Origin of the sequence: Enterobacter sp. ENT03 (assembly GCF_019218745.1) — a bacterium.
Taxonomy (GTDB): Bacteria; Pseudomonadota; Gammaproteobacteria; order Enterobacterales; family Enterobacteriaceae; genus Enterobacter_D.
Genome location: NZ_JAHUXA010000005.1, coordinates 95,796 through 109,957, shown reverse-complemented (window position 1 = coordinate 109,957; position 14,162 = coordinate 95,796). Strand labels below are relative to the sequence as shown.

Sequence of the window (14,162 nt, the reverse complement as noted above, 5' to 3'; positions counted from 1 at the left end):
GCTAATGCCGGGCTTAAAGTCCTGTTTACCACATATCAAAATGGGATAACGAAGGGTTACGGGTTAGAATAGTATCGTCGATTGTACTGAAAAAACGCGCCAGATAAACGTTACCGTACACGTTGTGTTTTTTTTCTTCGAGGATTGATGATCACACTTGTCAAAGCTTCGCGTTTTGCGTAATATTCGCGCCCTATTGTGAATATTTATAGCGCACTCTGAATCACACAAAAGGTGCGCGGAAGCGGAGTTTTTTATGTACGCGGTTTTCCAAAGTGGTGGTAAACAACACCGAGTAAGCGAAGGTCAGACCATTCGCCTGGAAAAGCTGGACATCGCAACTGGCGAAACTATCGAGTTCGCTGAAGTTCTGATGATCGCAAACGGTGAAGAAGTCAAAATCGGCGTTCCTTTCGTTGATGGCGGCGTTATCAAAGCTGAAATCGTTGCTCACGGTCGTGGCGAGAAAATTAAGATTGTTAAGTTTCGTCGTCGTAAACACTACCGTAAGCAGCAAGGCCATCGTCAGTGGTTCACTGATGTTAAAATCACTGGCATCAGCGCTTAAGACTAGGGGAGCAGATTTAAATGGCACACAAAAAGGCTGGCGGCTCAACTCGTAACGGTCGCGATTCAGAAGCTAAACGTCTGGGCGTAAAACGCTTTGGCGGAGAAGCAGTACTGGCAGGTAGCATCATCGTTCGTCAACGTGGTACTAAATTCCACGCTGGCAGCAACGTTGGTTGTGGCCGTGACCACACTCTGTTCGCTTTGACTGACGGTAAAGTTAAGTTCGAAGTTAAAGGCCCGAAAAACCGTAAGTTCATCAGCATCGTTGCTGAATAAGTTTTTCGCGTCCCGGTAACGGATGAAAGCCCCGCAACACGTTGCGGGGCTTTTTACATTCGACGTCCGGAAAATCTCTTGTAGGGAAAACGGGCAATGAAGCAGCAGGCAGGCATTGGTATTCTTTTGGCGCTGACGACAGCCATGTGCTGGGGTGCATTGCCAATCGCAATGAAGCAGGTGCTGGAAGTGATGGAACCGCCAACCATCGTGTTCTATCGCTTTTTAATGGCAGCTATTGGTCTGGGTTCGATTCTGGCCATCAAAGGCAAACTGCCACCGATGCGCATTTTCCGTCAACGCCGCTGGCTGGTATTGCTTGCTATTGCCACCGGGGGCTTATTCGGGAATTTCATTCTCTTCAGCTCTTCTCTACAATATTTGACCCCTACGGCTTCACAAGTGATTGGACAACTCTCACCGGTGGGCATGATGGTGGCCAGCGTGTTTATCCTTAAGGAGAAAATGCGCGGCACACAGATCATTGGGGCAATAATGCTGCTTTGCGGACTGGTGATGTTTTTCAACACCAGTCTGGTGGAGATCTTCACTCGTTTGACGGATTACACCTGGGGTGTGATCTTCGGCGTGGGAGCAGCAACGGTCTGGGTAAGCTATGGCGTCGCACAAAAAGTATTATTGCGTCGTCTGGCCTCACAGCAGATCCTCTTTTTGCTGTACACTTTATGTACAATAGCGTTGTTGCCGCTGGCCAAACCGGCGGTGATCGCCGAACTCAGCCAATGGCAAATGGCGTGCCTGATATTTTGTGGGCTGAATACGCTGGTCGGCTATGGTGCGCTGGCGGAAGCCATGGCGCGCTGGCAGGCGGCGCAGGTGAGCGCGTTAATCACGCTTACTCCGCTGTTTACGTTGTTGTTTTCAGATTTATTATCACAGGCCTGGCCCGATTTCTTCGCCAGACCGATGTTAAACCTTTTAGGTTATCTCGGTGCGTTTGTCGTGGTTGCGGGCGCGATGTATTCCGCCATAGGCCATCGCCTGTGGGGACGTCTGCGCAAGCGTGAAGTGGTTGTCACTTTACCCCGCTCAGGCGAATGAGTAACGGAGAGTAAAATGAAGTTTGTTGATGAAGCGACGATCCTGGTCGTGGCAGGTGATGGCGGTAACGGTTGTGTAAGCTTCCGCCGTGAAAAATATATCCCCCGTGGCGGCCCTGATGGCGGCGACGGTGGTGACGGTGGTGACGTCTGGCTGGAAGCGGATGAAAACCTGAATACCCTTATCGATTACCGCTTTGAAAAATCCTTCCGCGCTGAGCGTGGTCAGAATGGTCAAAGCCGTGACTGTACCGGTAAGCGCGGCAAAGATACCTGCGTTAAGGTGCCGATCGGTACACGTGTTATCGATCAGGGTACCGGCGAAACCATGGGCGACATGACCAAACACGGTCAGCGTCTGATGGTCGCGAAAGGTGGCTGGCACGGCCTGGGTAACACCCGTTTTAAATCGTCCGTCAACCGTACGCCACGTCAGAAGACGATGGGGACGCCGGGCGAGAAGCGTGACATTCAGCTGGAGCTGATGCTGCTGGCTGACGTGGGTATGCTGGGTATGCCAAACGCCGGTAAATCCACCTTTATCCGTGCTGTGTCTGCGGCCAAGCCGAAAGTGGCGGATTATCCGTTTACCACCCTGGTACCAAGCCTCGGCGTGGTGCGTATGGATAACGAGAAAAGCTTTGTGGTGGCAGACATCCCTGGCCTTATCGAGGGTGCTGCGGAAGGTGCGGGTCTGGGTATTCGCTTCCTGAAACATCTTGAGCGTTGCCGCGTACTGCTTCACCTCATCGACATCGATCCGATTGATGGTTCCGATCCGGCGGAAAATGCGCGCATCATCACTGGCGAGCTGGAAAAATACAGCGAAAATCTGGCAGGTAAGCCGCGCTGGCTGGTGTTTAACAAAATCGACCTGATGGACAAAGCGCAGGGAGAAGAGAAAGCGAAAGCTATCGCCGAAGCCCTGGGCTGGGATGACAAGTATTACCTGATCTCTGCCGCAAGCCAGCAGGGCGTTAAAGACCTGTGCTGGGATGTGATGACCTTCATCATCGAGAACCCAATCGTTCACGCTGAAGAAGAGAAGCAGCCAGAGAAAGTCGAATTCATGTGGGATGATTATCATCGCCAGCAGCTGGAAGAAGTAGAAGCTGAAGAAGACGACGAAGACTGGGATGAAGAAGACGACGAAGGCGTTGAGTTTATCTACAAGCGTTAAGACAGACTAACCGTCTGACAGTCAAAAGCCCGGTACGCGTAATGCGACCGGGCTTTTTGTTTAATTGTTCTGGTAAATATCTTTGTACAGACGGCTTTCAAAACGCACCAGCGGGATGCGGCGGTTACGCTGGTCGGCAGGTTCAACGGCATAGCCGGAAAGATACTGCACAAACGCCATACGCTGACCGCTGGCGGTCGTAATAAACCCAGCCAGGTTATACACGCCCTGCAGGGAGCCCGTCTTCGCCGACACTTTGCCGTCCACGCCCGCCTGATGCAGACCCGCGCGGTATTGCAACGAGCCATCGTAGCCGGCCAGTGGCAGCATGGAGATAAAGTTAAGCTCGGTATCGTGCTGGGCAATATATTGCAACACCTGCATCATGGTGGCCGGAGAAATCAGGTTATGACGCGACAAGCCTGAACCATCCACCACAATGCTGTTACCTAAATCAACGCCCGCCTGCTGGCGCAGGATCTGCCGTACTGCATCAGAGCCCGCGCGCCACGTCCCCGGCACGCCGAAACGCGCGTGGCCGATGGTACGAAACACGGTATCGGCGATCATATTGTCGGATTTCTTCAGCATGATTTTCAGCAGATCGTGCAAAGGGGCCGACTGCTTACTGGCGATCACCGTTCCCGGCTCATTGACCTGCGTCTGACGTAGCAGGGTACCTGAATAGGTGATCCCTGCCTGTTTCAGTTCGTCTTTAATAATGGCACCGGCATAGCTTGCGCCATCCTGAATGGCGAACGCCAGTGGCAGAGGGTCTGCACGCTGCGTCATACAGCCTGTCAGCGTGAAACGGTTTAAGTCACCCGGAACCACGTCCAGCTCGCAGTACTGGCCCTCTGCGCTACCACGGGCCAGTGTACGCACCTGGCTGAACATGTTCACCGGATAATAGGAGGCGACACGGATAAACGCCAGGTCATTGGCTTTCGGGGCGCTATAGAGCGATACCGAGAAACAGTTACGGTCGACAATCGCCGCTGCGGGTGGCGCGCTGAAGCACTGCGTCATGTCATTCCACGGCCAGCCGGGCGCTTTGTCATGACTGGCAAAAATCGAGGTATCAACCAGCACATTACCCGCGATTTCACGCACGCCCGCTTTCTTCAGTACCGCAACCATATTGCGAATATCCTGACGTTTTAACGTTGGATCGCCGCCGAAACGTGCCGTCAGGTCGCCTTTTAGCACTCCGTTTTCAATCGGCGCTTTGCTTTCAAGAGTGGTGGTGAAGCGGTAATCCGGGCCAAGTTGCAGCAGGGCGGCGAGCGCAGTGATCACCTTCTGCGTACTGGCGGGAAGGGCCATTTGCTGGCTGTGATATTCAATATCCGGTGCCTGAGCGCCAATCTTCTGCACCATCAGGGCGAGGTTCGCGCCGGCAGGTAACTGATTGATGTACTCGTCGACATTCGCCGCCTGAACATTCATCGCTATACTGGTGGTCAATCCGATGACAAATCTGGAAAATCGCATAATCTCGCGCTAACAACCTGGAAACAGGCCGTCATACTACGGTGCATCGCCCTTGAAAGTAAACGATGACCCATAGTGAACTTCGCGGTAAAATGCGTATCAAATTGAAAAATTGCTTCTGACCTGGAGCTTCGACTCCGGGTCAGTTTTCTTTTGCTTCTGGTCCGGGAACCCGATGAAAAACGGGCGGGCTTAGCTGCCGGGGCGGGTCACCGCTCCCTACAGGAATGTTCAAGAGGTATAACAAATGCAAGCTATTCCGATGACCTTACGTGGTGCCGAAAAACTGCGCGAAGAACTGGATTTTCTCAAATCCGTGCGCCGTCCTGAAATTATCGCAGCCATTGCCGATGCCCGTGAGCACGGCGATCTCAAAGAAAACGCTGAATACCATGCTGCCCGCGAACAGCAGGGCTTCTGTGAAGGACGTATTGCAGATATTGAAGCAAAACTGTCCAACGCACAGGTGATTGATATTGCCAAAATCCCAAATAATGGACGTGTGATTTTTGGCTGTACGGTGACCGTACTGAATCTCGATAACGACGAAGAGCAGACCTATCGTATCGTTGGCGATGACGAAGCTGATTTTAAGCAGAATCTGATTTCTGTGAATTCGCCTATCGCTCGTGGCCTGGTAGGCAAAGAGCAGGACGATGTGGTCGTCATCAAAACGCCGGGCGGCGAAGTCGAATTCGAAATCATCAAAGTGGATTATCTTTGATTAGGTTACAATGTGTAATATGTTGACGCATTGTAAAGAAAAGAAAAAGGCCGCGAAGCGGCCTTTTATCAACACTCAGAGCGTGGCATTTTGCTCGTCTGCTTTTAGAAAACCCCTCGTTTTACACAAATTTTGTGTTTAACTGAGGATATTCTTAACGTGGCAGCGCGATTTTACGGTCTGCTGTTGGGCGATACAGAACCAGCGTTTTACCGATGACCTGTACATTACAGGCGCCGGTTTCACGAACAATGGCTTCCACGATCAACGTTTTAGTGTCGCGGTCTTCAGTCGCGATTTTAACCTTGATAAGCTCATGGTGTTGTAACGCATGTTCAATCTCGGCCAGTACCCCTTCGGTCAGACCATTGTTGCCAAGCTGTACTACCGGCTTGAGCGGATGTGCCAGACCTTTCAGGTGCTGTTTTTGTTTAGTACTCAGATTCATCGTATATTTTTGCTTACGTTGGGATTGAAAACGGTTCATTCTACCGCCATCTCCCTTATATCGCCAAATTGCCGTGTGGAAATTTACACCATCGGCTCACGATGAACCCAGATGGAATGTTAAATGACAGGTAAAAAGCGTTCTGCCAGCTCAAGTCGCTGGCTTCAGGAACACTTTAGCGATAAATATGTTCAAGCGGCACAGAAAAAGGGGTTACGTTCCCGTGCCTGGTTTAAACTTGATGAAATACAGCAAAGTGACAAACTCTTTAAGCCGGGAATGACGGTTGTCGACCTGGGCGCAGCACCTGGCGGCTGGTCACAGTATGTGGTAACACAGATTGGTGGCAAAGGCCGTATCATCGCCTGTGATCTTTTACCTATGGATCCTATCGTTGGTGTGGACTTCCTTCAGGGTGACTTTCGTGATGAATTAGTCGTGAAAGCGTTACTCGATAGGGTAGGCGACAGTAAAGTCCAGGTCGTAATGTCAGACATGGCACCGAACATGAGCGGAACACCCGCGGTGGATATTCCCCGCGCCATGTATCTGGTGGAGCTGGCATTGCAAATGTGTCGTGACGTATTGGCCCCTGGCGGCAGTTTTGTAGTGAAGGTGTTTCAGGGCGAAGGCTTCGATGAGTATCTAAGGGAAATTCGCTCCCTGTTTACGAAGGTGAAAGTTCGTAAGCCGGACTCTTCTCGTGCGCGTTCACGTGAAGTGTACATTGTAGCGACCGGGCGAAAATCATAACCCGTTGATTTCAGACAATCGTTTGAATGAAGCTGGATATGGCGTATCCTGACGCTGTTTTTAACACAGTTGTAATATGAGGTTAATCCCTTGAGTGACATGGCGAAAAACCTAATACTCTGGCTGGTCATTGCCGTCGTGCTGATGTCAGTATTCCAGAGCTTTGGGCCCAGCGAGTCTAATGGCCGTAAGGTTGATTACTCTACCTTCCTGCAAGAGGTCAATCAGGACCAGGTTCGCGAAGCGCGTATCAACGGACGTGAGATCAACGTTACCAAGAAAGATAGTAACCGTTACACGACTTACATCCCGGTAAACGACCCGAAACTGCTTGATAACCTGCTGACGAAAAATGTCAAAGTGGTTGGCGAGCCGCCGGAAGAACCTAGCCTGCTGGCTTCAATCTTTATTTCCTGGTTCCCGATGCTGTTGCTGATTGGGGTCTGGATATTCTTTATGCGTCAGATGCAGGGCGGCGGTGGCAAAGGTGCCATGTCGTTCGGCAAGAGTAAGGCGCGTATGCTCACCGAAGATCAGATCAAAACCACCTTTGCTGATGTCGCAGGTTGTGACGAAGCAAAAGATGAAGTGGCGGAACTGGTTGAATACCTGCGTGAGCCGAGCCGTTTCCAGAAGCTGGGCGGTAAAATTCCAAAAGGCGTGCTGATGGTAGGGCCGCCGGGTACCGGTAAAACGCTGCTGGCGAAAGCCATAGCCGGTGAAGCGAAAGTGCCATTCTTTACCATTTCAGGTTCAGACTTCGTGGAAATGTTCGTTGGTGTCGGTGCATCTCGTGTGCGTGACATGTTCGAACAGGCTAAAAAAGCCGCTCCATGTATCATCTTTATCGATGAAATTGACGCCGTAGGCCGTCAGCGTGGCGCAGGTCTGGGTGGTGGTCACGATGAACGTGAGCAGACCCTGAACCAGATGCTGGTTGAGATGGATGGCTTCGAAGGTAACGAAGGTATCATCGTTATCGCTGCGACTAACCGTCCAGACGTACTTGACCCGGCGCTGCTGCGTCCAGGCCGTTTCGACCGTCAGGTTGTGGTCGGTCTGCCGGATGTGCGTGGCCGTGAGCAGATCCTGAAAGTGCATATGCGTCGCGTACCGCTGTCGCCGGATATTGACGCGGCAATCATTGCCCGCGGCACACCTGGCTTCTCCGGTGCAGATCTGGCGAACCTGGTGAACGAAGCAGCGCTGTTTGCTGCCCGTGGTAACAAGCGCGTCGTGTCGATGGTGGAATTCGAAAAAGCGAAAGACAAAATCATGATGGGTGCGGAACGTCGCTCCATGGTGATGACGGAAGCGCAAAAAGAGTCCACGGCGTATCACGAAGCAGGCCACGCGATCATTGGTCGTCTGGTGCCGGAACACGACCCGGTGCATAAAGTGACCATCATTCCGCGTGGTCGTGCGCTGGGTGTGACCTTCTTCCTGCCTGAAGGCGACGCGATCAGCGCCAGCCGTCAGAAACTGGAAAGCCAGATTTCAACGCTGTACGGCGGTCGTCTGGCAGAAGAGATTATCTACGGCGTAGAGCATGTTTCTACCGGTGCGTCGAACGACATTAAAGTCGCGACTAACCTGGCGCGCAACATGGTTACCCAGTGGGGCTTCTCCGACAAACTCGGTCCGCTGCTGTACGCAGAGGAAGAAGGGGAAGTATTCCTTGGCCGTTCTGTTGCGAAAGCGAAGCATATGTCTGATGAAACGGCCCGTATCATCGACCAGGAAGTCAAAGCGCTGATTGAACGTAACTACAATCGCGCCCGTGAGATCCTGAATGCGAACCTGGATATTCTGCATGCGATGAAAGACGCGCTCATGAAATATGAGACCATCGACGCACCGCAGATCGATGACCTGATGGCACGTCGCGATGTGCGTCCGCCGGCGGGTTGGGAAGATCCAGGCGCCTCCAATAACTCTGACGATAATGGCACCCCGCGTGCACCGCGTCCGGTCGACGAACCGCGTACGCCGAATCCGGGCAATACCATGTCAGAGCAGCTGGGCGACAAATAAGTTTTTCGCACTGATGCTGTGTCTGTATCACTTCAAACCCTGGAGCTTGCTCCGGGGTTTTTTATTATTTTGTTCACCTCGTTATACAAGGGATGACTTATGAAACGCTTTGCTCAGGGGTCCGTGCTCGACCTGTCGCATCCACATGTTATGGGTATTCTTAACGTTACGCCGGATTCCTTTTCTGATGGTGGCGCGCATAACACGCTGATCGAGGCGGTAAAACACGCTAACCTGATGATTAATGCTGGGGCGACCATTATTGACGTTGGCGGTGAATCGACACGTCCTGGAGCACGGGAGGTGAGTGTGGATGAAGAGTTGTCCCGTGTTGTTCCGGTGGTTGAAGCGCTCGCTCAGCGTTTCGAAGTGTGGATCTCGGTGGATACCTCAAAGCCGGAAGTGATCCGCGAAATCGCCCGCGTCGGAGCGCACCTCATCAATGATATCCGTTCTCTGACGGAACCGGGGGCGCTGGAGGCGGCGGCAGAGACCGGGCTGCCGGTCTGTCTTATGCATATGCAGGGCGATCCTAAAACCATGCAGGACGCGCCAAAATACGATGATATTATTACTGACGTAATGCGCTTTTTTATCGACAATATTGCTCGGTGTGAGCAGGCAGGGATCGCAAAAGAGAAATTGTTGCTCGACCCGGGATTCGGTTTCGGTAAAAATCTCTCCCACAACTATGAGTTGCTTGCCCGCTTATCTGAGTTCCATCAGTTTGAGCTACCGTTGCTGGTGGGAATGTCGCGAAAATCGATGATTGGCCAGTTACTGAATGTGGGGCCATCTGAACGCCTCAGCGGCAGCCTGGCGTGTGCGGTGATCGCGGCAATGCAGGGCGCGCATATTATTCGTGTCCATGACGTAAAAGAAACGGTAGAGGCTATGCGAGTGGTCGAAGCCACACTGTCAGCGAAGGGAAATAAACGCTATGAGTGAACGTAAATATTTTGGAACAGATGGTATTCGTGGTCGTGTAGGTGATGCACCCATCACGCCGGATTTTGTTCTTAAACTCGGCTGGGCCGCCGGTAAAGTCCTGGCGCGCCATGGCTCACGTAAAATCATTATCGGCAAAGACACGCGTATTTCCGGCTATATGCTGGAATCGGCGCTGGAAGCCGGACTGTCAGCGGCGGGCATTTCTGCATCTTTCACCGGACCTATGCCGACCCCAGCGGTTGCTTACCTGACGCGTACCTTCCGCGCAGAAGCGGGGATTGTCATTTCCGCTTCCCATAACCCGTTCTACGATAACGGCATTAAATTTTTCTCCATTGATGGCACCAAGCTGCCGGATGACGTGGAAGAGGCGATTGAAGCCGAGCTGGAAAAAGAGATCACCTGTGTGGATTCCGCGCTGCTGGGTAAAGCCAGCCGTATCGTGGATGCTGCCGGGCGTTACATCGAATTCTGCAAAGGCACCTTCCCGAACGAACTCAGCCTTAAGGGGCTGAAAATTGTGGTGGATTGCGCACACGGTGCCACCTACCACATCGCGCCAAACGTGTTCCGTGAGTTGGGCGCAAATGTCATTACCATTGGCTGCGAGCCTAACGGCGTTAACATCAACGAAGAAGTGGGTGCCACGGACGTTCGCACGCTGCAGGCCAGCGTAGTGGCAGAAAAAGCCGACATCGGTATTGCTTTTGATGGCGACGGTGACCGCGTGATCATGGTGGATCACGAAGGTAATAAGGTGGATGGCGATCAGATACTCTATATCATCGCCCGTGAAGGCCTGCGTCAGGGGCAACTTCGCGGTGGCGCGGTCGGTACGCTGATGAGCAATATGGGACTGGAGCTGGCGCTGAAACAGCTCGGGATCCCGTTTGCGCGCGCAAAAGTAGGCGACCGCTACGTGCTGGAAAAACTGCAGGAAAAAGGCTGGCGCATTGGCGCGGAAAACTCCGGCCATATTCTGCTGCTGGACAAAACCACCACCGGCGACGGTATCGTGGCTGGCCTGCAGGTTGTTGCGGCAATGGTACGTAACCATATGACCCTGCACGATCTGTGCAGCGGCATGAAGCTGTTCCCGCAAATCCTCATCAACGTGCGCTTTACTGCCGGCAAAGGTGATCCGCTGGAAGATGAAACCGTGAAAGCGGTCACCGCACAAGTGGAAACAGCGCTGGGCAATCGTGGCCGCGTGTTGCTGCGTAAATCCGGTACCGAGCCGTTGATCCGCGTGATGGTGGAAGGCGAAGACGAGGCGCAGGTAACCGAATTCGCGAACCGTATTGCAGACGCGGTGAAAGCCGTCTAATGCAGGGTTAAGCGCTTAAAAAGGCGGCGTTTGCCGCCTTTAAAATGCGTAGATTTGGCTTTTTTGCTGTTTTTTTCTTCACTTGATACAATGCGTTGAAATTGCCCTTGCGCCGGTCATGCGCTTTGGTTAGTATTCACACCCGCTTCAGTGGGAAACGAAATAACGTCCCGCTTTTATGGTCAGAAGCTAATGTTACGCGGCAGCCCCGCAAGGAACAGGTTGATTATGTACGAAGCTCTTTTGGTAGTTTTCCTTATTGTGGCAATTGGCCTTGTTGGTCTGATTATGCTGCAACAAGGTAAAGGCGCTGATATGGGAGCCTCCTTTGGCGCAGGCTCATCTGCTACGCTGTTCGGTTCAAGTGGTTCTGGTAACTTCATGACCCGCATGACAGCTGTATTAGGTACCCTGTTCTTCATCATCAGCTTGGTGTTGGGTAACATTAACAGCAATAAAACCAGCAAAGGAAGCGAGTGGGAAAATCTGAGCGCGCCAGCGAAATCTGAGCAAACTCAGCCAGCTGCTCCGGCTAAGCCGACCAGCGATATTCCGCAGTAATAGCAGTATCAGTGCTGAGGTGGTGGAATTGGTAGACACGCTACCTTGAGGTGGTAGTGCCCTAACGGGCTTGTGGGTTCGAGTCCCATCCTCAGTACCAATATTCCGAAAGAAAGACATCGAAAGATGTCTTTTTTTTCGTCTGTAATTTACCATTGCGGATGAATGGCAAATAAAAAAGGGCGCTTTAAGCGCCCTTTATTTTTACCGCGACGATTATTTCTTCTCGTTATGTTCCAGACTGTCCATCTGCGGCAGACCCGTTGCGGCGGATGCTGTCAGCAGACCCGACTGAGCATAGCCAAACAGCTTCTCGCGAGTATCTGCGATATCCAGATTACGCATGGTCAACTGCCCGATACGATCGTCCGGTGAGAAGACTGAATCGCCTTTTTCCATGGTCAGACGTTCTGCTTTGTAAGTCAGATTGTCCGATACGGTATTCAGGATCGAGTAGTCATTACCGCGACGCAGTTCCAGCGTCACTTCACCGGTAATAGCGCTTGCCACCCAGCGCTGCAGCGCGTCACGCAGCATCAGCGCCTGAGAGTCAAACCAGCGGCCCTGATACAGCAAGCGGCCCAGTTGACGGCCGTGAGCATGGTACTGCTCAATAGTGTCTTCATTATGAATGCCGGTCAGCAAACGCTCATAGGCGATGTGCAGCAGCGCCATGCCAGGGGCTTCGTAAATACCGCGGCTTTTCGCTTCGATGATACGGTTTTCAATCTGATCGCTCATGCCCAGACCGTGACGACCGCCGATGCGGTTTGCTTCCAGCATCAGTTCGACATCATCACTGAAAGTCTGGCCATTCAGAGCAACAGGGTGACCTTGTTCAAAACGGATGGTCACCTCTTCCGCAGGGATCTTAACGTTCTCATCCCAGAATTTAACGCCCATGATGGGGTTAACGATTTTTACGCTGGAGTTAAGGAATTCGAGATCCTTCGCTTCGTGCGTCGCACCCAGCATATTAGAGTCAGTGGAGTAGGCTTTTTCGACGGACATTTTGTATTCAAAACCGCAGGCAATCATAAATTCAGACATTTCCTGACGGCCGCCCAACTCATCAATAAAGTCGGTATCAAGCCACGGTTTGTAGATTTTCAGCTCAGCGTTCGTCAGCAGACCGTAACGATAAAAGCGCTCAATGTCGTTGCCTTTATAGGTGCTGCCATCGCCCCAGATGTTCACGCCATCTTCTTTCATGGCGGCAACCAGCATCGTGCCGGTTACAGCACGGCCCAGCGGCGTGGTATTGAAATAGGTCAGCCCGCCGGTAGTGTTATGAAATGCACCACACTGGATTGCGGCGATACCTTCCGCGACCAGCTGCTTTCTGCAGTCGATTAGGCGTGCGTTCTCTGCACCATACTCCTTCGCACGGCGAGGAATAGCCTCATAGTCATCCTCATCTGGTTGGCCCAGATTTGCCGTGTAGGCGTAAGGAACCGCGCCTTTTTGGCGCATCCACAGCAGGGCCGCGCTGGTGTCGAGACCACCGGAGAATGCAATACCAATACGTTGTCCAACCGGAAGATGCTTGAGAATCGTCGTCATAAAATAAATCCCTGCTTAATATACTGATGGTGAGAGACTTAACAGCCACGCCATGATGTTTGTCACCGGAAGATGATCACCGCTTAGCTTCTCATCATTAATGCATTTTTATGCAAAATTAGTGAGTTTTCATTTAAACATCTTTTGAGGCTGATCGAAAGCAAAGAGTGACGTAATCGTTAAAAAAATCGCGCATAAACGCGTCCTGCGGGCTTTCCGGGACCGAACCTTCACCAGACTGCCCGGATTGGATGAGGTCAGCGACTATGCAAAACCGTGCGTGTTACCTGCATTTTGAGGTTACTCTGCGTTTTCCGCGAAAGGCGTATGGTTTTCCTTGCAATGAACAAAATCAATTGATTATAATGCTCGCCTTATCAGAAGTTCCCGGTGTTTACACCTGTCTTAACTTGCATTTAATGCATGATCGGCGTAGTATTTGCCACGTTTCAGGCGCGGGGTGGAGCAGCCTGGTAGCTCGTCGGGCTCATAACCCGAAGGTCGTCGGTTCAAATCCGGCCCCCGCAACCACTTTCCCTTAGTGTTCTTTTTCAAATATACTGTGAAGACGTTTGAGCCTTCCTCTTTTGGATTTGAAAAAAATACTCCTGGAAGGTTTCCAGGCCGCAGTTGCGGCTATAGGGTTCAGTTATCTAAAGCCCCGATTTATCGGGGTTTTTTGTTATCTGACTACAGAATAACTGGGCTTAGCGCCCTTTTTTTATGTCTTGGGGGTGGGTTTGTCCACATTAGAGCAAAAATTAACAGAGATGATCACTGCGCCGGTTGAGGCTCTGGGCTATGAACTGGTCGGCATCGAATTTGTACGCGGTCGCACATCTACGCTGCGCATCTATATTGATAGTGATAATGGCATCAATGTTGATGATTGTGCTGATGTCAGCCACCAGGTGAGCGCGGTAATGGATGTAGAAGATCCCATCACTGTTGCTTACAACCTGGAAGTCTCCTCACCGGGTCTCGATCGCCCTTTATTCACCGCCGAACACTATGCACGTTATGTCGGCGAAGAAGCCACGCTGGTACTGCGTATGGCGGTGCAAAACCGTCGCAAGTGGCAGGGTGTAATTAAGGGAGTTGACGGTGAAATGATCACCGTTACGGTCGACGGTAAAGATGAAGTGTTCGCTTTAAGTAATATCCAGAAAGCGAACCTGGTCCCCCACTTTTAACAGTCTGGATTGAGGTGAAAGGCCCCC

General features: G+C 51.9%; 14 protein-coding genes and 2 tRNA genes. 13 read left to right on the top strand and 3 right to left on the bottom strand.

The genetic code is table 11. The features are described from left to right. Window positions 1-256 precede the first annotated feature (256 nt). From rplU to cgtA, 4 genes are all read left to right on the top strand, one after another. Window positions 257-568 carry a 50S ribosomal protein L21 gene (rplU, locus tag KW828_RS09730; RefSeq protein WP_072569580.1) on the top strand — a complete coding sequence of 104 codons (312 nt, stop codon included), beginning with the start codon at window positions 257-259 and terminating at the stop codon, window positions 566-568. 20 nt (window positions 569-588) lie between these two features. Then, entirely contained in the window at window positions 589-846 is a 258-nt protein-coding gene (gene rpmA, locus KW828_RS09725; RefSeq protein WP_017457338.1) for a 50S ribosomal protein L27, read from the top strand. Window positions 847-942: 96 nt separating this feature from the next. Beyond that, window positions 943-1,908 (top strand): DMT family transporter, encoded by a 966-nt coding sequence (locus tag KW828_RS09720; RefSeq protein WP_218336177.1) that lies wholly within the window; start codon window positions 943-945, stop codon window positions 1,906-1,908. A 15-nt stretch (window positions 1,909-1,923) separates the two neighbouring features. Beyond that, a complete protein-coding gene (gene cgtA / locus KW828_RS09715; RefSeq protein ID WP_218336176.1) occupies window positions 1,924-3,087 on the top strand; it encodes an Obg family GTPase CgtA in 1,164 nt (387 codons plus the stop codon). 60 nt (window positions 3,088-3,147) lie between these two features. Here cgtA and dacB read toward each other — a convergent pair whose 3' ends face one another. Beyond that, entirely contained in the window at window positions 3,148-4,581 is a 1,434-nt protein-coding gene (gene dacB / locus KW828_RS09710; RefSeq protein ID WP_218336175.1) for a serine-type D-Ala-D-Ala carboxypeptidase, read from the bottom strand. A gap of 247 nt (window positions 4,582-4,828) precedes the next feature. On the opposite strand from dacB, the gene greA reads away from it, so the two are divergent. Next, window positions 4,829-5,305, top strand: a complete 477-nt coding sequence (gene greA / locus KW828_RS09705) for a transcription elongation factor GreA (RefSeq protein ID WP_218336174.1) — start codon at window positions 4,829-4,831, stop codon at window positions 5,303-5,305. A gap of 154 nt (window positions 5,306-5,459) precedes the next feature. Here the strand turns inward: greA and yhbY are convergent, their stop codons facing one another. Next, complete coding sequence (gene yhbY, locus KW828_RS09700) at window positions 5,460-5,753, bottom strand: ribosome assembly RNA-binding protein YhbY (protein WP_218336173.1); 294 nt, start codon at window positions 5,751-5,753, stop codon at window positions 5,460-5,462. 123 nt (window positions 5,754-5,876) lie between these two features. Between yhbY and rlmE the strand changes: the two genes are divergently transcribed. The 6 genes from rlmE (at window position 5,877) to KW828_RS09670 (ending at window position 11,479) form a co-directional block, all read left to right on the top strand. Further along, on the top strand, window positions 5,877-6,506 hold the full coding sequence (rlmE, locus tag KW828_RS09695; protein ID WP_072569586.1) for a 23S rRNA (uridine(2552)-2'-O)-methyltransferase RlmE: 630 nt from the start codon (window positions 5,877-5,879) through the stop codon (window positions 6,504-6,506). A gap of 99 nt (window positions 6,507-6,605) precedes the next feature. Beyond that, complete coding sequence (gene ftsH, locus KW828_RS09690) at window positions 6,606-8,540, top strand: ATP-dependent zinc metalloprotease FtsH (protein WP_218336172.1); 1,935 nt, start codon at window positions 6,606-6,608, stop codon at window positions 8,538-8,540. Window positions 8,541-8,639: 99 nt separating this feature from the next. Beyond that, the gene (folP, locus tag KW828_RS09685) at window positions 8,640-9,488 is read left to right on the top strand and encodes a dihydropteroate synthase (protein ID WP_218336171.1); all 849 of its coding nucleotides are present in this window, start codon (window positions 8,640-8,642) and stop codon (window positions 9,486-9,488) included. Then, on the top strand, window positions 9,481-10,818 hold the full coding sequence (gene glmM, locus KW828_RS09680; protein WP_218336170.1) for a phosphoglucosamine mutase: 1,338 nt from the start codon (window positions 9,481-9,483) through the stop codon (window positions 10,816-10,818). The genes folP and glmM overlap by 8 nt, the downstream gene beginning before the upstream one ends. Before the next feature lie 228 nt (window positions 10,819-11,046). Further along, window positions 11,047-11,379: a preprotein translocase subunit SecG gene (gene secG / locus KW828_RS09675; protein ID WP_072569590.1), complete on the top strand. Its 333-nt coding sequence runs from the start codon at window positions 11,047-11,049 to the stop codon at window positions 11,377-11,379. Between the two features lie 13 nt (window positions 11,380-11,392). Continuing rightward, window positions 11,393-11,479 (top strand) — tRNA-Leu (locus KW828_RS09670). A 116-nt stretch (window positions 11,480-11,595) separates the two neighbouring features. Here the strand turns inward: KW828_RS09670 and argG are convergent. Next, complete coding sequence (gene argG, locus KW828_RS09665) at window positions 11,596-12,942, bottom strand: argininosuccinate synthase (RefSeq protein WP_218336169.1); 1,347 nt, start codon at window positions 12,940-12,942, stop codon at window positions 11,596-11,598. Window positions 12,943-13,396: 454 nt separating this feature from the next. Between argG and KW828_RS09660 the strand changes: the two genes are divergently transcribed. Next, window positions 13,397-13,473: transfer RNA gene (locus KW828_RS09660), tRNA-Met, on the top strand. 209 nt (window positions 13,474-13,682) lie between these two features. Beyond that, window positions 13,683-14,135 (top strand): ribosome maturation factor RimP, encoded by a 453-nt coding sequence (rimP, locus tag KW828_RS09655; protein ID WP_140419630.1) that lies wholly within the window; start codon window positions 13,683-13,685, stop codon window positions 14,133-14,135. Window positions 14,136-14,162: the final 27 nt, after the last annotated feature.

What these genes read in the sequence shown, in the direction of transcription:
- rplU (WP_072569580.1), top strand. Translation starts at nt 257, where the DNA reads ATGTACGCGGTTTTCCAAAGTGGTGGTAAACAACACCGAGTAAGCGAA.
- rpmA (WP_017457338.1), top strand. Translation starts at nt 589, where the DNA reads ATGGCACACAAAAAGGCTGGCGGCTCAACTCGTAACGGTCGCGATTCA.
- KW828_RS09720 (WP_218336177.1), top strand. Translation starts at nt 943, where the DNA reads ATGAAGCAGCAGGCAGGCATTGGTATTCTTTTGGCGCTGACGACAGCC.
- cgtA (WP_218336176.1), top strand. Translation starts at nt 1,924, where the DNA reads ATGAAGTTTGTTGATGAAGCGACGATCCTGGTCGTGGCAGGTGATGGC.
- dacB (WP_218336175.1), bottom strand. Translation starts at nt 4,581, where the DNA reads ATGCGATTTTCCAGATTTGTCATCGGATTGACCACCAGTATAGCGATG.
- greA (WP_218336174.1), top strand. Translation starts at nt 4,829, where the DNA reads ATGCAAGCTATTCCGATGACCTTACGTGGTGCCGAAAAACTGCGCGAA.
- yhbY (WP_218336173.1), bottom strand. Translation starts at nt 5,753, where the DNA reads ATGAATCTGAGTACTAAACAAAAACAGCACCTGAAAGGTCTGGCACAT.
- rlmE (WP_072569586.1), top strand. Translation starts at nt 5,877, where the DNA reads ATGACAGGTAAAAAGCGTTCTGCCAGCTCAAGTCGCTGGCTTCAGGAA.
- ftsH (WP_218336172.1), top strand. Translation starts at nt 6,606, where the DNA reads ATGGCGAAAAACCTAATACTCTGGCTGGTCATTGCCGTCGTGCTGATG.
- folP (WP_218336171.1), top strand. Translation starts at nt 8,640, where the DNA reads ATGAAACGCTTTGCTCAGGGGTCCGTGCTCGACCTGTCGCATCCACAT.
- glmM (WP_218336170.1), top strand. Translation starts at nt 9,481, where the DNA reads ATGAGTGAACGTAAATATTTTGGAACAGATGGTATTCGTGGTCGTGTA.
- secG (WP_072569590.1), top strand. Translation starts at nt 11,047, where the DNA reads ATGTACGAAGCTCTTTTGGTAGTTTTCCTTATTGTGGCAATTGGCCTT.
- argG (WP_218336169.1), bottom strand. Translation starts at nt 12,942, where the DNA reads ATGACGACGATTCTCAAGCATCTTCCGGTTGGACAACGTATTGGTATT.